The sequence below is a fragment of the Streptomyces luteolus genome, assembly GCF_029968015.1.
Lineage (GTDB): Bacteria > Actinomycetota > Actinomycetes > Streptomycetales > Streptomycetaceae > Streptomyces > Streptomyces luteolus.
Window position 1 is genome coordinate 90,251 of the sequence record NZ_JASCIS010000019.1, and the last position, 16,366, is coordinate 106,616.

Consider the following 16,366-nt stretch of genomic DNA (forward strand, 5'->3'; position numbering starts at 1 on the left):
ACCCCCGCTCCTCAAACGCCGGAGGGGCTGGATTTGGCGGGGCTGGATTTAGCCCCGGCAGGGGCTGCTTTTAGGGGCGCGGGGAACTGCGCGACCAGCCACGACGGCGCGGCAGACGAACGACGGGCGGGAAATCGAGCCCCTCCGGCGATTGAGGAGCCGGGGGCCGGGGGCGGAGCCCGGTGGGGTCAGGTGGTCGACGTCGACGTGGCCTTGAGGGCCAGCCACAGCTCCATCCGCGCATCCGGATCATCCAGTGAGCGCCCCAGAATCTCCTCCACCCGCCGCATCCGGTAACGCAACGTGTGCCGGTGGACGCCGAGATCCGCCGCCGCCGCGTCCCACTGCCCGTGCCGCGAGAGCCAGGCCCGCAGGGACGCGACCAGGTCGCCGCGGCCTGTCGCGTCGTGCTCGCGCAGCGCCCGCAGCATCCCGTCGGCGAAGGCCCGTACCGCGTCGTCGGCGAGCAGCGGCAGGACCGAGCCCGCGGCCAGCTCCTCGTGCTCGACCAGGGTGCGGCCGCGGCGCCGGGCGACGGAGAGCGCCTGTTCGGCCTGCTTGTACGCGGTGGCGGCGGCGATGGGTCCGGCGGGGGCGGACAGGCCGACGACCAACTGCTCGCCGTCGGCGGCCTGTTGCTCGCGGCCCTCGGCGCGGGCGGCGTCGGTGACGGCGGCCAGTTGCAGGCAGGCGGTGGCCGCGGCGCCGCCGTCGGCGAAGAGCAGCACGAGCCGGTCGCCGCCGTCGGGGACGACGAGGACAGCCTCGCCCGCGCGGGCGGCCGCGGCCTCGACCACATCGGCGAGGTCGGCCAGCGGGTCGTGCCCGGCGACCGCGGGGGCGCCGCCACCGCGCGGGGCCGGGGCGGTCTCGGCGATCAGGAGCCGGAACGGGGCGTCGAGCAGCCCGCCGTACAGCTCGCCCGCGACCGTGCGGGCGTGGTCGGGCTCCCCGGCGAGCAGCATGCGCAGGACGGCGGCGCCCAGGCGCTGTTCGGCGGCGTGCAGAGAGCGGGAGCGCTCCGTGGTGAGGGTGAGCAGCGCGATCGCGGAGTGCACCGCGTACCGCTCGGTCGTGCCGAGCGCCGCCGCGGTGCCGACGGCGAGCGCGGTGCGGGGGCGGCGGCCCGCCCCCAGGGAGTGCAGTTCGACGCGGTCGTCGGCGCCGCCGACGACGGCGCTCGCGGGGGCCGGGCGGTCGCGCAGGCGCTCCACCTCGGAGGTGATCCGGGCGGCGCGGCGCGCGGCCCACTCGGGTGCCGTGGCGACGACGGAGCCGGAGGCGTCGTAGAGCGCGGCCCAGCCGTCGACCTGGGAGGCGAGTGCGGTGAGGACGCCCTCGGGGCCGCCGCTGAGCGCCTGCCGGGTGAGCTCGCGCTGCGCGGCGAAGCCGTCGGTGACGGAGCGGTACTGTTCGGCGGCGATGGCCGCCGAGACCTCCTTGGTGATGGCCAGGAACGGGGTGCGGCGCGGCACTTCGAGCAGCGGCAGGTTCTCGGCCCTGGCGGCCTCGACGAGGGCCTCGGGGATCTCGTCGTAGTGCACGCCGACCGCGAAGCCGAGGCCGATGACACCCGCGCCGACGAGCCGCTGGACGTAGCGGCGCATGGCCTGCGGGTCCTCGGCGTCCAGCTTGAGGGCGGTGATCAGCAGGAGCTCGCCGCCCTCCATGTAGGGCACGGGGTCGGTGAGTTCGCTGGCGTGCGCCCAGCGGACGGGGGTGTCGAGATGGTCCTCGCCGGCGCGCACGGTGAGCTTGAGCTTGGAGTGCTGGACGAGCGAGGCGAGCGTGGGCGGCATGGGACCTTCACGGCTTCCGGTCGGTAAGGCTCAGTAAGGCACCGCTCGGGATCGAACGGGATCATTTGGCCGCTCCGTATGAACGGCTCGTATCAATTCTGCCTCACCGTATGGAAGGCCCGTGGTGATTTGGTGAGCGGCCTTGCCTGTGGCGTTACGGAGTACTAGCACGCCCGGGTCGGTCAGCCTCGCAGGTCCACGAGGAGCGGCGGGGCAGGCTCACCACGGACCGAGGTCAGGGACAGGACGGCGTGGCCGGGCGGGACGGCGTGGGCGAGGTCGGAGGCGGACCAGCGTTCGCGTTCGACCTCGCGGACGGTGACGGCGTCCGTCGTGACGGCCTTGCCGGTGACGAGCCTGCGCAGGGAGTGCAGGGCCCGGGTCATCGGCTGGTCCGCGTAGACCGTGTGCTGGGCGACCTCCCTGGTCTCCACCCGTTCGGTGCCCCAGGACTCGGCGAACCAGCGGCCGTCCCAGGTGGTCACCCCGGAGAACGCCATCCGGCAGCCGACCGCCGCGTACAGCGGACCCTGGAGCGGCTCGGGGATCTCGCCGACCGTCCGCAGCCCGAGGACGACGCCCGCCTTGGCGGTGCGCAGCCGCTGGACCGTGCGGACCGTGCCGGCGGTGAGGGTGCGCGCGGCGTCGTCGAGGACCAGGCAGGCGAAGTGCGGGCGGTCGGGCCTGGTCCGTACGGCCTGGCCGAACTGGGCGAGCAGCAGCCTGGCCAGGAGCCGTGCGGCCTCCTCGTGGCCGTGCTCCGGCAGGTCGACGCGGACGCGCAGCGGGTGGTGGGCGACGGCGCGCAGCGAGAACACCCGCCCGGCGGCCTCCCCGTCGACGGCCCCACCGTCGAACGCCCCGGCGAACACGGGCCGGTCGAGCAGCGCGAGCCGGTCGGCCAGGGCGGGGCACGGGTCGCCGGGGGTGCCCGACTGGCGTACCCGGGCGTCGAGTTCACGGCGCATCGCCTCGTGGTCCGGCGCCGCGTCGAGCCCCGCCCTGAGATCGGCCAGCGCGCACGGCTCCCCTTCGAGGAGGGCACGCAGCACGCGTACGGAGGGGAAGCGGCCGTGCGCGGCACGGTGGGGGCCGAGCAGCTGGGCGAGCGCGGTGGCGGCCCGCCGGGTGTCGACGGAATCGAGGTCGCCGACCAGCCCCTCGGCGAGGAACGCGGCGGCCTCGTCCGGGTCCGCGCAGTCGGCGTACAGGTCGAGGCCGTGCGTGGACGCCGGGTCGCCGGGCCTGATCACGACGTCGTACGCGTCGTCGGGGCCGAGTCCGCTGCCCGCCGCGCAGACGGCCACGACCGAGACGCGGCCGGTGAGCGCCTGGAGCGCCAGCGCCTCGGTGACCGGCCGCATCAGGCGGGCCGTCTTGCCCGCGCCGGACGGGCCGACGGCGAGCAGCGAGGTGCCGAGCACCCCGGGTTCGAGGGCGGCGTGGACACCGCGGAAGGCGTACGGATTGCGCTGGTCCTCGGCGAAGCGGCCGATCCTGACCTGGTCGGCGAGCAGATCGTGGATGGCGCTGCGGGCGGGCAGGTCGCGGCTGCCGGACGGGTGCGCCCAGGCGGCGGCGCCGTGCCGGGCGACGGTGTCCGCGAACGCGGCCCGCGCGCCGGGATCGCTGCCTGCCGTGTCCCAGGCGCGGGTGATGCGGGCGCAGTCGACGTCGTTCATCCGGCCGCGGAGGAGTTCGGCGGCGAGCAGGTCGGCGGCCTTCTCGTGCCCGGCGGCGCGCAGCTGCGGCCAGTGAGCCGGGGCGGGGGCGGGGGCGGAGGTGGGGCGCGGCGGGGGCGGTGCGGCCGGTGACTTCCGCAGGGCGTGCCGCCAGCCGCCGATGCGGGCGAAGGGCCAGAGCACGGCGAGCGTGATCAGGGCGTACACGGCGTAGGCGACCACCGGGGTGGACGTGAACACGGAGCGGCCCGCGATCAGGGCGACCAGGGAGAGGACGGGCGTGACGACGGGCACGGGTTCCAGGCCGAGACCGAAGACGCCCGGCCAGACGAGGGCGAGGCTCCCCACGGCCGCCACGACGGCGATCAGGGCGCGCGAGGGCTGCGGCCGGCCCCGCACGAAGTACCGGACGGCCTCGCCCCACGTGCTGAGCCGGACGACCGCGTAGACGAGAAGGCCGAACACGACCCCGCCGTAGACGATCAGCGCGTGCTGCCCCTGCCACCCCTGCGGAGAAACCGTCCCCTCGTACCACCACTCCGCCGGGGTGAACACCTTCACCGGCATCCACAGGTAGGGAAAGCTGCCGTTCTGCAGCAGCGACCAGAGCACCAGGCCGAGCACCGTGGGGATCACCATGCCCCGGACGAGGCGCCGCTTGAGCTCACTGTCGTCCTGCTCGGGCCCGCGTGGCCGGTACCCGAACCGCCAGACCCCCGGCTCCGCCCGGGGCCGGGGCGTGGCGAGCCACTCGGCGACCGGGGACTGGCCGGCACCGGGCGGCCGACGGGGCATCGGTGGAGCGGCGGGCGGGTGCACCGGCGCAGGCGGCTGCTTTCCGTCGTGTGCCTCGTACGTGCCCTCGCGGTCCATGAACCGTGCCCCCCGCTGCTTCCGCCCTGCCCGATCTGCCAACCCGCCGACCCGCCTGACCTGCCGGTCGGCGGGCGCGTTCCGCGCTCAATCTAGTGGCAGCGGCGGCCTGTTCGGCGTTCTCCGGCCACCGCGCGGGACCGCCGCGCGGGACCGCCGCACGGGACCGCCGCGCGGGACCGCCGCGCGGGACCGCCGCTGATCGCGTACGCGGCCGGGCGCCATATCCGTCACGGACAACCCCGTCCGCGTACTTCTCCCGAACGGAACATGCCCGCTCCCGGTGACCGCGCCTAGCCTGCGCAGAAAGAGCAAGCGTCCGCACACCCCCACATTCGCCCCGGGAGCCCCTTATGACCGCCATTCCGCAGGAGCGCCGCCTCGTCACCGCGATCCCCGGCCCCAAGTCGCAGGAGCTGCAGGCTCGCCGTACGTCCGTGGTCGCCGGTGGCGTGGGCTCCGTGCTTCCGGTGTTCACGGCGCGCGCGGGTGGCGGCGTCATCGAGGACGTCGACGGCAACCGCCTGATCGACTTCGGCTCCGGCATCGCCGTGACCTCCGTCGGCGCCTCCGCCGAGGCCGTCGTGCGCCGCGCCTCCGCGCAGCTCGCCGACTTCACCCACACCTGCTTCATGGTGACGCCGTACGAGGGGTACGTCGAGGTCGCCGAGGCCCTCGCCGAGCTGACGCCGGGCGACCACGCCAAGAAGTCCGCGCTGTTCAACTCCGGCGCCGAGGCCGTCGAGAACGCCGTGAAGATCGCCCGTGCGCACACCAAGCGCCAGGCCGTCGTCGTCTTCGACCACGGCTACCACGGCCGCACCAACCTGACCATGGCGCTGACCAGCAAGAACATGCCGTACAAGCACGGCTTCGGCCCGTTCGCGCCCGAGGTCTACCGCGTGCCCGTGGCGTACGGCTACCGCTGGCCGACCGGCCCGGAGAACTGCGGCCCCGAGGCCGCCGCGCAGGCCATCGACCAGATCACCAAGCAGATCGGCGCCGAGAACGTCGCCGCGATCATCATCGAGCCGGTGCTCGGCGAGGGCGGCTTCATCGAGCCGGCCAAGGGCTTCCTGCCCGAGATCGTGAAGTTCGCAGGCGACAACGGCATCGTCTTCGTCGCGGACGAGATCCAGTCCGGCTTCTGCCGTACCGGCCAGTGGTTCGCCTGTGAGGACGAGGGCATCGTCCCCGACCTGATCACGACGGCCAAGGGCATCGCCGGCGGCCTTCCGCTCGCCGCCGTCACGGGCCGCGCCGAGATCATGGACTCCGCGCACGCGGGCGGCCTCGGCGGCACCTACGGCGGCAACCCGGTCGCCTGCGCGGGCGCGCTCGGCTCCATCGAGACGATGAAGGAGCTGGACCTCAACGGCAAGGCCAAGCGCATCGAGGAGGTCATGAAGGGCCGCCTCGCCGCGATGCAGGAGAAGTTCCAGATCATCGGCGACATCCGTGGCCGCGGCGCCATGATCGCCGTCGAGCTGGTGAAGGACCAGGGGACCAAGGAGCCGAACCCCGAGGCCGCCGGCGCGCTCGCCAAGGCCTGCCACGCCGAGGGCCTGCTCGTCCTGACCTGCGGCACCTACGGCAACGTGCTGCGTTTCCTGCCGCCGCTGGTCATCGGCGAGGACCTGCTGAACGAGGGCCTCGACATCATCGAGCAGGCGTTCGCGCAGATCTGAGACCGCCTGACGCACGGGCCACGGCAGGGGCTGTGAAGAAGGTGTGGGAGGCGGGTGGCGGGATGCCCGGCCACCTGTCGGAGCCACTCCCCTCTGCCGTACGTTCTAGGCAGATGAGAGAAACACCCCGCTCGCAGGAGACTGCGGGCGACACCGGGTCGGAGCGTCCCCAGCTCCGCCCCGGTCGTGCCCTTGCGCACACCGCCGGAGGTTCTGACTCCGGAAATCCTCACCGATCGGACAGCCGCCCGCCCCAAACCCCCCGGGGCGTGCGGCACACCGGTCCCCACGGCCGTCCCGGAACCACCCCCCCTGTTCCGGGGCGGCCGACCCCTTTCCCGCGACTCCTCGCCGTCCTGGCCGTGTTGGGCCTCGGCTTCGCCCTGATCAGTTGGCAGGTCGCCGCGTACGGACCGCTGCGCGAGGCCGACGAACGGCTCGGGCGCCTCGTCCGGCACAGCGGGTTCCCGGACGGCGCGGCCGAACTCCTCGCCGATCTCGGCAACTTGACGGTCGCGCCCGTGGTCCTCGCCGTGGCCGCGCTCTACGCGGCGGTGCGCGCCCGGCGTGCGGCCGAGGCCCGCTGGTGGCTCGGCCCGCTGTGCGCCGCGCTCGCCCTGGCGGCCGTCCCGCTCCTCGTCGGGCCCCTCAAGGCGCTCTTCGCACGCCCAGGGCCGCCCGGCATGTCCGGCTCGGACTCCGCCGGCTTCTACCCCTCGGGGCACGCGGCCACCGCGATCGTCGCGTACGGGGCCGCCGCCCTGCTCGTACGACCCTGGCTGCGCTCGCCCCTGCCGCGCCGCGGACTCGCCGTCGGCTGCGGCCTGTTGGTGGCCGCGTGCGGCTTCGGCCTGGTGCGGCGCGGCTACCACTGGCCGCTCGACGCCGTCGCGAGCTGGCTCCTCGGCGGCCTGCTCCTCGTCGCCATGACGCTCGCGGGGCGGTGGGGCGCAGGTCCCGCCGAGGAGAATTAGCCGAGCCTCACGTCGGCGAGCCGGGTTTGACTTGCTCCTCAGACTGCAGCCCGGGGATTCCGGCCTTCCCTCCCGAAGCCTGCGCGCCGCTACGCGGCAGTGGCTTGGGGAAGGAATCCATGGCTTCCTTCCCCATTGCGCTGCGCCAGAACAGCTTTGGTCTTACCTGCGCTCCACAGGCTGACACCGCCAGTCCGGCGGCCTTTTTCACGTTGCGTGCGGAATTGGCGTCACGGTCCAGGTGGGTTCCGCAGGCGGGGCAGGTCCATTCGCGGACGTGGAGGGGTTTGGGCCCGTCCACATGACCGCAGTACGAACATGTCTGACTGGTTGGCTCGAACCGGCCGATCTTGATCAGGGTGCGTCCGTAACGTTCAGCCTTGTAGACGAGCATGGCCACGAACTGCCCCCACCCCGCATCGTGCACACTCTTCGCCAGCCTCGTGCGCGCCAGTCCCTTGACTGCCAGGTCCTCCACGGCGATCGCTTGGTTCTCGCGGATCAACCTCGTGGACGGCGAATTGAGCATCACGACGCCTGCCCGTCATCCCCGTCCTGCCTCGCCAGCTCGGCCGCCGCCTCGTGCATGGCGAGTTCGAGGAGGGCCGGGTCGGTGAGCGTGCCCGAGCCGTCCGGCGGGATCAGCCAGCGCACCCCGCCGGTGGCCCGGCCGGGGTACGGCACGACGATCCAGGTGCCGTCGCCCGCGCCCCGTACCCCCGTGCCGATCCAGCGGCCCACCGTGCCCGCGGGCACGAAGAAGCCCGTCCGGGCGTCGCCGAAGTCGGCGAGCACGGGGCCGGGGCGGTCGAGGCAACGATTCAGCACGTCGAGGGTCGGATGGCCGAGCTCCCCCGGCAGGATCAGCACGTCCCAGAGCCTGCCCGCAGGGAGCAGCGCCACCCCGAGGGGGTTCCGCTCCCACTCCCAGCGGCACGCCTCGGGATTCGGTGCCACCGACACCAGCCACTCCACCACCGACTTCGCCGCTGGTCCTGGTCCTGCTCTTGGTCCTGGTCGTGGTCCCGTCATGGCAGGGCCTCCCTCTCGTTGCGCACGATGCGTGTCACGAGAGAGAGGCCGCTGCGCCGCCGCCCTTACGCGGGTTGGCGCGGGTTTTTCGAAAAGTTGTCGACAGCGGTCGCGGTCAGCTGTCGAAGCCGAGCCCGAGCCGGTCGAGCGTGCGCAGCCAGACGTTGCGGCGGCCGCCGTGCGAGTCGGCGCGGGCGAGCGACCACTTGGTGAGGCCGATCCCGGCCCAGGCGAACGGCTCGGGCGGGAACGGCAGCGGTTTCGTCCGCACCATCTCCAGGGACGTGCGCTCCGTGCGCTCGCCCGCGAGCAGGTCGAGCATCACGTCAGCGCCGAACCGCGTGGCGCCCACGCCGAGCCCGGTGTAGCCCGCCGCGTACGCCACCCGCCCCTGATGCGCCGTACCGAAGAACGCCGAGAAGCGGGAACACGTGTCAATGGCGCCGCCCCAGGCGTGGCTGAAGCGGGTCCCCGCCAACTGCGGGAAGCAGTCGAAGAAGTGGTCCGCGAGCCGGGCGTACGTCTCGGGCCTGTGGTCGAGTTCGGCGTCGAGCTTCCCGCCGTACGGGTAGATCGCGTCGTAGCCGCCCCACAGGATGCGGTGGTCGGCGGTGAGCCGGAAGTAGTGGAACTGGTTGGCCGCGTCGCCGAGGCCCTGGCGGTTCTTCCAGCCGATCGCGTCGAGCTGGTCCGGGGTGAGCGGCTCGGTGGTCAGGGCGTAGTCGTAGACCGGGACCGTGAGTGGGCGGATGCGCTTGACCAGGGACGGGAAGACGTTCGTGGCGAGCGCGACCCGGTGGGCCAGGACCCGGCCGTACGGGGTGCGCACGGCCATGCCCGCGCCGTGCCGGACAAGCTCGGTGGCCGGGGTGTTCTCGTGGACGCGGACGCCGAGGTCGAGGCAGGCGCGCTTGAGGCCCCAGGCCAGCTTGGCCGGGTTCAGGAGCGCCACGCCCGCGCGGTCGTACAGGCCGCCGCGGAAGGTCGGCGAGTCGACCTGGTCGCGGACGGCCGCCTCGTCGAGGAGTTCGACGCCGTCCGCGAGGCCGAGGCGGCTCATCTCGCCGTACAGCTCGGCGAGTTCCTCGGCCTGGTGCGGCTCGGTGGCGACGTCGATCTCGCCGGTGCGCTCGAAGTCGCAGTCGATGCCGTGCCGGTCGAGCGCCGCCTCGATCTCGTCCAGGTTGCGGGCGCCGAGCTCCTCCAGCTTCGCCAGCTCGCCGGGCCAGCGGGCCAGGCCGTTGGGGAAGCCGTGGGTGAGGGAGGCGGCACAGAAGCCGCCGTTGCGCCCGGAGGCTGCCCAGCCGACCTCGCGGGCCTCGATCAGGACGACCTCGCGGTCGGGGTCGCGCTCCTTGGCGATGAGGGCGGTCCACAGTCCGCTGTAGCCGCCGCCGACGACGAGGAGGTCGCACCGCTCGCCGCCGGTCAGGGCGGGCTCGGCGGCCGGCCTCGCGGGGTCGTCCAGCCAGTACGGGACCGGCTTGACGCCCGCGAGGGTGTCCAGGACTTCTGCACTGCTCATGGCGCTACGGGCCATGGCTTCCAACTCCCTTGAGAACTACACGAGTCAAGCAGCTTGCTTCTTGCGCCGGTTGCCGATGAGCATTCCGGCCAGGACGCAGATCACGGCCACGGCGAACATCGCCGTACCGATGACGTTGATCTGCACGGGGGTGCCGCGCTGCGCCGAGCCCCAGACGAACATCGGGAAGGTCACGGTCGAGCCGGCGTTGAAGTTGGTGATGATGAAGTCGTCGAAGGAGAGCGCGAAGGCGAGCAGCCCGCCCGCCGCGATCCCGGGCGCCGCGATCGGCAGCGTCACCCGTACGAAGGTCTGCACCGGCCCCGCGTACAGGTCCCGCGCGGCCTCCTCCAGGCGCGGGTCCATCGACATCACACGGGCCTTGACCGCCGTCACGACGAAGCTCAGGCAGAACATGATGTGCGCGATGAGGATGGTCCAGAAGCCGAGCTGCGCGCCCATGTTGAGGAAGAGCGTGAGCAGCGAGGCGGCCATGACGACCTCGGGCATCGCCATCGGCAGGAAGATCAGCGAGTTGATGGCGCCGCGCGCCCGGAAGCGGTAGCGGACCAGGGCGAAGGCGATCATCGTGCCGAGCGCGGTCGCGCCGACCGTCGCCCAGAGCGCGATCTGCAGCGAGAGCGCGAGTGAACCGCACAGGTCGGCGACGCCGCAGGGGTCCTGCCAGGCGTGCGTGGAGAACTCCTGCCAGGCGTAGTTGAAGCGGCCCTTGGGCTTGTTGAAGGAGAAGACCAGGACGACGAGGTTGGGCAGGATCAGGAAGCCGAGCGCCAACAGGCCCGCGAGGACGACGAGATGGCGTCGTATCCACACCAGGAGTGCCATCAGACCAGATCCTCCGTCCCGGACTTGCGGATGTAGAAGGTGACCATCAGGAGGATCGCCGCCATGAGGATGAAGGAGAGCGCGGCCGCCGTCGGGTAGTCGAGGACGGTGAGGAACTGCGACTGGATGACGTTGCCGATCATCTTCTCGCTGGTGGAGCCGAGGAGTTGGGCGTTGACGTAGTCGCCGCTGGCCGGGATGAAGGTGAGCAGCGTGCCCGAGACCACGCCCGGCATGGACAGCGGGAACGTGACGCGCCGGAAAGTGGTGGCGGGCTTGGCGTACAGGTCGCCGGCCGCCTCGTGCAGGCGCGGGTCGATCCGTTCGAGCGACGTGTAGAGCGGCAGGACCATGAACGGCAGGAAGTTGTACGTGAGTCCGCAGACCACGGCGAGCGGTGTGGCGAGCACCCGGTCGCCCTCGGTCATGCCGAGCCAGCTGGTGACGTCCAGGATGTGCAGCGAGTTGAGGACGCCGACGACCGGCCCGCCGTCGGCGAGGATCGTCTTCCAGGCGAGCGTGCGGATCAGGAAGCTGGTGAAGAACGGCGCGATCACCAGGATCAGCACGAGCCCCCGCCAGCGTCCCGCCCGGAACGCGATCAGATACGCGAGGGGATAGCCGAGCAGCAGGCAGAAGAGGGTGGCGAGGCCCGCGTACAGGATCGACGTGAGGAACTGCGGCCAGTACTCGGCGATCGCGTTCCAGTACGTCGCGAAGTGCCAGGTGACCTTGTACCCGGCCTCAAGCGACCCGGTCTGCACGGAGGTCGAGGCCTGGTAGACCATCGGCAGCGCGAAGAAGACGAGCAGCCAGAGGATGCCGGGGAGCAGCAGCCAGTACGGGGTGAGCTTGCGGCGGCTGCGGGCCTTTGTGGCCGTGGGTTCGGGGGCGGCGGGCGGCGCCTCGGTGAGCGTGGTCATGCGCCCGCCCCTTCGCCGGAGTCCGTCTCGACCTTCTCGACGCCCGCGTCGATGGCCTGCGCGGCGTCGAGGCCGAAGGTGTGCTCGGGGTTCCAGTGCAGGACGACCTCGGCGCCGGGGGCGAGACGGCCGTCGCGCTCGACGTTCTGCACGTACACCTCCAGGCCCTCGCAGACCGGGGAGTCGATGACGTACTGCGTGGAGACGCCGATGAAACTCGCGGCGGTCACGCGACCGGTGAGGCGGTTGCGGCCGTCCGGGATCTCCCCCGCGTCGTCGGCGTGCGCGAGCGAGATCTTCTCCGGGCGGATGCCGACCAGGACCTTCTCCCCCGTGCCGGTCGGGGCGGAACAGCGCGCGGCCGGCAGGGACAGCTTGCCGTCCCCGGCCCTGAGGGCGAGCGTGTCACCGCTCGAAGCGGCGATCTCCGCCTCGATCAGGTTGGAGCTGCCGAGGAAGTTGGCGACGAACGTGGTCCGCGGGTTCTCGTACAGGTCGGCGGGGGCGCCCAGTTGCTCGACCCGGCCCGCGTTCATCACGGCGACCTGGTCGGCCATCGTCATGGCCTCCTCCTGGTCGTGGGTGACGTGCACGAAGGTGATGCCGACCTCGGTCTGGATGCGCTTCAGCTCCAGCTGCATCTGGCGGCGCAGCTTGAGGTCGAGGGCGCCGAGCGGCTCGTCGAGGAGGAGCACGCGCGGGTGGTTGATCAGGGCGCGGGCCACGGCGACGCGCTGCTGCTGGCCACCGGAGAGCTGGTGCGGCTTGTGCTTCGCCTTGTCGCCGAGCTGGACCAGGTCCAGCATCTCGGCGACCTGCTTCTTCACCGACTTGATGCCGCGCCGGCGCAGACCGAAGGCGACGTTCTCGTGGATGTCGAGGTGCGGGAAGAGCGCGTACGACTGGAAGACGGTGTTCACCGGGCGCTTGTACGGGGGCAGCGCGGTGACGTCCTGCTCGCCGAGGTGGACCGTGCCGGACGTCGGTTCCTCAAGTCCCGCGATCATGCGGAGAGTTGTGGTCTTGCCGCAGCCGGAGGCGCCGAGGAGCGCGAAGAACGAGCCCTCGGGGATGGTCAGGTCGAGCGGGTGCACGGCGGTGAACGCGCCGTAGGTCTTGCCGATGCCGGAGAGGCGGACGTCGCCGCGCGTCGTGTCGTCAGTCATGGTTCCTACCGGAGAAGTCGGAGAGTTGCAGGGCCTCGGGTACGGTCACGCGCCGGTGAGCTTGGCGAACTTGGCCTCGTACGCGGTCTCTTCCTTCGGGCTGAGCGCGCGGAAGGAGTTCGACTTCTCGGACATCTCCTTGTCCGGGACGATCAGCGGGTCGTTCGCCGCCTCCTCGGAGATCTTGGCGAGCTCTTCCTTCACTCCGTCGACCGGGCAGACGTAGTTGATCCACGCGGCGAGCTCCGCGGCGATCGCGGGCTGGTAGTAGTGGTCGATCAGCCGTTCCGCGTTCTTCTTGTGCCGCGCCTTGTTGGGGACGAGGAGGACGTCGGTGCTGGTGATGTAGCCGCTGTCCGGGATGTGGAACCTGACGTCCGGGTTGTCGGCCTGGAGCTGGACGATGTCTCCGGCCCAGGCGAGGCAGGCGGCGAGATCGCCCTTGGTCAGGTCGGAGGTGTAGTCGTTGCCGGTGAAGCGGCGGATCTGGCGCTTGTCGACGGCCTTCTGCAGCCGGGCGGCGGCCGCGTCGAAGTCGTCCGTGGTGAACTTCGCCGGGTCCTTGCCCATGTCGAGCATGGTCATGCCCATGGTGTCGCGCATCTCGGAGAGGATGCCGACCTTCCCCTTGAGCTTCGGGTCGTCGAGCAGCTGCGAGACCGAGGTGACCTCGCGGCCTCCGGTGGCCTTGACGTTGTACGCGACGACCACGGCGATGCCGGCCCACGGGTAGCTGTAGGCCCGGCCCGGGTCCCACTCCACGTCCCGGAACTGCGGGGCCAGGTTGGCGTACGCGTGCGGAAGGTTCGCCGGGTCGAGCTTCTGCACCCAGCCGAAGCGGATCAGCCGGGCGGCGAGCCACTCGGTGACGCAGATCAGGTCGCGCCCGGTGTCCTGGCCGGCCGCGAGCTGCGGCTTGATCTTGCCGAAGAACTCGTTGTTGTCGTTGACGTCCTCGGCGTACTCGACCTCGATGCCGGTCCGCTTGGTGAACGCCTCCAGGGTGGGGCGGCGGCTCTTGTCGTTCTCGGCGACGTCGATGTACTGCGTCCAGTTGGAGAAGTTGACGCGCTTCTCCTTGTCCGAGAAGTCCTCGGCCCCGCTGCCGCCCTGGCTCTGCGCGGCGGGCGGGATGCCGCAGCCGGAGAGGGTGCCGAGGCCGCCGAGGGCGAGCGCACCGCCGCCGCCGGCGCGCAGCAGTCCGCGCCGGCTGAGGGCGGCCCTGCCGTTCGCCATGCCGCGCGGCATCGCCGCCCGCTGCACCGGGGAGAGGCTGTCGGGCTCGTACTGCTCCATACGCTTGGTGCCCTTTCGGTGGCCTGAGGGGAGGGCGCGGCGGCCGGAGGGGGATGCCGGCCGCCGCGCGGGAAGGGGGACGGTGGTCAGGCGCGGTCCCCGAAGACCGTCCGGTGCCAGTCCTTCCTGGCGACCGCGGTGTTGTCGTACATCACGTGCTTGATCTGCGTGTACTCCTCGAAGGAGTACGCGGACATGTCCTTGCCGAAGCCGGAGGCCTTGTAACCGCCGTGCGGCATCTCGCTGAGGATCGGGATGTGGTCGTTGATCCACACGCAGCCCGCCTTGATGGCGCGGGTCGCGAGGCCCGCCCGGAACACGTCCCGGGTCCAGGCGGAGGCGGCGAGTCCGTACGGGGTGTCGTTGGCCAGCCGGATGCCCTCCTCGTCGGAGTCGAAGGGCAGCACGACGAGGACGGGCCCGAAGATCTCGGACTGCACGGCCTCGCTGTCCTGCGCGGCGTCGGCGATGAGGGTGGGCCGGTAGTACGCGCCCTCGCCCAGGCCGTCATTCTTCGGTGCCTCGCCGCCGGTGACGATCCGGGCGTAGCCGCGGGCCCGGTCGACGAAGGCGGCGACGCGGTCGCGCTGGGCGTGCGAGATCAGCGGGCCGAGGTCGGTGGACTCGTCGAAGGGGTCGCCGAGCCGGACGGTCTCCATGAGGTCGGCGACGCCGCTCACGAAGGCGTCGTACAGCGGCCGCTGGACGTAGGCCCGGGTGGCGGCGGTGCAGTCCTGGCCGGTGTTGATCAGGGCCCCGGCGACCGCGCCGTGCACGGCGGCCTCCAGGTCGGCGTCGTCGAAGACCACGAACGGGGCCTTGCCGCCGAGTTCGAGGTGCAGCCGCTTGACGGTGCTGGTGGCGATCTCGGCGACGCGCTTGCCGACGGCGGTCGACCCGGTGAAGGAGGTCATCGCGACGTCCGGGTGCCCGACGAGGTGCTCACCGGCGTCCCGCCCGGCCCCGCTGACGATGTTCACCACGCCGTCCGGAATGCCCGCTTCCGTGGCGGCCTGGGCGAACAGCAGCGAGGTGAACGGGGTGAGTTCGGCGGGCTTCAGGACGATCGTGTTGCCCGCCGCGATCGCCGGGAGCACCTTCCAGGCGGCCATCTGGAGCGGATAGTTCCAGGGCGCGATGGACCCGACGACGCCGATGGCTTCCCTGCGGACGTACGAGGTGTGGTCGGCGGAGTACTCCCCCGCGGACTGGCCCGCCAGGTGCCGGGCCGCGCCCGCGAAGAACGCGGCGTTGTCCACGGTGCCGGGGACGTCAAACTCCCGGCTGAGCTTGATCGGCTTGCCGCACTGCAGCGACTCGGCCCGCGCGAACTCCTCGGCGCGCTCGGCCAGGACGCCCGCGAAGCGGTGCAGGGCGTCGGAGCGCTCGCCGGGGGTGGCGCCGGACCAGCCGGGGAAGGCCGCGGCGGCCGAGGCGACGGCGGCGTCCACGTCGGCGGTGCCGGCGAGCTCGTAGTCGTACACCTCCTTGCCGGTGGCCGGGTCGACCACGGTGTGCCTGCGGCCCGAGGTGCCGGGGGTGAGCCGCCCGCCGATGTACTGGGCGCCGCCCGCGAAGCGGTCGTGCGCGGGGAAGGGGGTTTCGCTCTGGCGGGTGTTGCTGATGTCGCTGTTGATGTCGCTGCTGATGTCGCTGCTGCTGTTGCCCATCACGCGCTCTTCCGTAGCTCCAGCTCGAATTGACTGCCGATCCTGACAGAGAGGCGTCATCTGGCCAAGGGATTCCGTTGTTTCCTTTTGATTACGCGACGGAATCGGTCGACCAGGTGTCGAGTCGCCCCGAAAATCCAAGGACGGATTGTCAGTGGCGCCTGACAGACTCGCATGTATGAGCGAGGGGAACACGCAGGCGATTGCGGCACTGACGGAGCGGATCGCGCGCGGCGAGCGCGTGAAGTTCCTGACCTTCTGGGGTCACGCACCGCGCAAGGACGGCCGGATCGGGGCGAGTTGCCTCAGCCAGTGGTGGCCTGCGCCGTTCACGGTGGACGGCGTGCGGTACGCGACGGCGGAGCACTGGATGATGGCCGCGAAGGCCCGCCTCTTCGACGACGCGGAGGCCGAGCGGAAGGCGATCACGGCGACCTCGCCCGCCGCGGCCAAGAAGGCGGGCCGCCTGGTCCGCGGCTTCGACGAACAGCTGTGGCGGCGCGAGCGGTTCGGCATCGTCGTCGAGGGCAGCGTCCACAAGTTCGCGGCCCACGAGGACCTGCGGGCCTTCCTCGTGGGGACGGGCGAACGCGTCCTGGTGGAGGCCAGCCCGGTCGACCGCATTTGGGGCATAGGCCTGGCAGCGGACGACCCCCGAGCCGAGGACCCACCCCGCTGGCGCGGCGCCAACCTCCTGGGCTTCGCGTTGATGGAGGCGCGGGGGCGGTTGCGGGGGTGAGGGCGCGGGTGGGCCCCGACCGGGGCAGGGGGCTGTGACACTTGCGGCTCCGCCGCGGGGCGCGACCGGCCACGACGGCGCCGCAGCCGAACAACGGCCTCGAACGGGGGCCCGGCCCCCGAAACGGGGGTTCAGGCCGCCCCTGCCCTCAGC

General features: G+C 71.9%; 13 protein-coding genes. 3 read left to right on the forward strand and 10 right to left on the reverse strand.

Annotated features, from left to right (window positions below):
• Positions 1-188: 188 nt before the first annotated feature.
• Both QIT00_RS19945 and QIT00_RS19950 read right to left on the reverse strand, forming a co-directional pair.
• Entirely contained in the window at positions 189-1,799 is a 1,611-nt protein-coding gene (locus QIT00_RS19945) for a PucR family transcriptional regulator (RefSeq protein WP_282536674.1), read from the reverse strand.
• Between the two features lie 182 nt (positions 1,800-1,981).
• Positions 1,982-4,354 (reverse strand): ATP/GTP-binding protein, encoded by a 2,373-nt coding sequence (locus tag QIT00_RS19950; RefSeq protein ID WP_282536675.1) that lies wholly within the window; start codon positions 4,352-4,354, stop codon positions 1,982-1,984.
• 353 nt (positions 4,355-4,707) lie between these two features.
• On the opposite strand from QIT00_RS19950, the gene gabT reads away from it, so the two are divergent.
• Complete coding sequence (gene gabT / locus QIT00_RS19955) at positions 4,708-6,042, forward strand: 4-aminobutyrate--2-oxoglutarate transaminase (protein ID WP_282536676.1); 1,335 nt, start codon at positions 4,708-4,710, stop codon at positions 6,040-6,042.
• Between the two features lie 362 nt (positions 6,043-6,404).
• Positions 6,405-7,016, forward strand: coding sequence for a phosphatase PAP2 family protein (locus QIT00_RS19960; RefSeq protein ID WP_349017192.1), 612 nt, complete (start codon positions 6,405-6,407; stop codon positions 7,014-7,016).
• A gap of 7 nt (positions 7,017-7,023) precedes the next feature.
• On the opposite strand, the gene QIT00_RS19965 is transcribed toward QIT00_RS19960, so the two are convergent.
• From QIT00_RS19965 to QIT00_RS20000, 8 genes are all read right to left on the reverse strand, one after another.
• Positions 7,024-7,545: an RNA-guided endonuclease InsQ/TnpB family protein gene (locus QIT00_RS19965; protein WP_349017193.1), complete on the reverse strand. Its 522-nt coding sequence runs from the start codon at positions 7,543-7,545 to the stop codon at positions 7,024-7,026.
• The gene (locus tag QIT00_RS19970; RefSeq protein ID WP_282536678.1) at positions 7,545-8,048 is read right to left on the reverse strand and encodes a hypothetical protein; all 504 of its coding nucleotides are present in this window, start codon (positions 8,046-8,048) and stop codon (positions 7,545-7,547) included. Before QIT00_RS19970 ends, QIT00_RS19965 begins: the two co-directional genes overlap by 1 nt.
• 115 nt (positions 8,049-8,163) lie before the next feature.
• Positions 8,164-9,588: an NAD(P)/FAD-dependent oxidoreductase gene (locus QIT00_RS19975; RefSeq protein ID WP_282536679.1), complete on the reverse strand. Its 1,425-nt coding sequence runs from the start codon at positions 9,586-9,588 to the stop codon at positions 8,164-8,166.
• A 30-nt stretch (positions 9,589-9,618) separates the two neighbouring features.
• Positions 9,619-10,419 (reverse strand): ABC transporter permease, encoded by an 801-nt coding sequence (locus QIT00_RS19980; RefSeq protein ID WP_282536680.1) that lies wholly within the window; start codon positions 10,417-10,419, stop codon positions 9,619-9,621.
• On the reverse strand, positions 10,419-11,342 hold the full coding sequence (locus QIT00_RS19985) for an ABC transporter permease (protein ID WP_282536681.1): 924 nt from the start codon (positions 11,340-11,342) through the stop codon (positions 10,419-10,421). The genes QIT00_RS19980 and QIT00_RS19985 overlap by 1 nt, the downstream gene beginning before the upstream one ends.
• On the reverse strand, positions 11,339-12,508 hold the full coding sequence (locus tag QIT00_RS19990; protein WP_282536682.1) for an ABC transporter ATP-binding protein: 1,170 nt from the start codon (positions 12,506-12,508) through the stop codon (positions 11,339-11,341). Before QIT00_RS19990 ends, QIT00_RS19985 begins: the two co-directional genes overlap by 4 nt.
• Before the next feature lie 45 nt (positions 12,509-12,553).
• Positions 12,554-13,804 carry a polyamine ABC transporter substrate-binding protein gene (locus QIT00_RS19995; RefSeq protein WP_282536683.1) on the reverse strand — a complete coding sequence of 417 codons (1,251 nt, stop codon included), beginning with the start codon at positions 13,802-13,804 and terminating at the stop codon, positions 12,554-12,556.
• An 86-nt stretch (positions 13,805-13,890) separates the two neighbouring features.
• Positions 13,891-15,474, reverse strand: a complete 1,584-nt coding sequence (locus QIT00_RS20000; RefSeq protein WP_282536684.1) for a gamma-aminobutyraldehyde dehydrogenase — start codon at positions 15,472-15,474, stop codon at positions 13,891-13,893.
• A gap of 178 nt (positions 15,475-15,652) precedes the next feature.
• Between QIT00_RS20000 and QIT00_RS20005 the strand changes: the two genes are divergently transcribed.
• Positions 15,653-16,213, forward strand: coding sequence for an NADAR family protein (locus tag QIT00_RS20005; protein WP_282536685.1), 561 nt, complete (start codon positions 15,653-15,655; stop codon positions 16,211-16,213).
• Positions 16,214-16,366 lie beyond the last annotated feature (153 nt).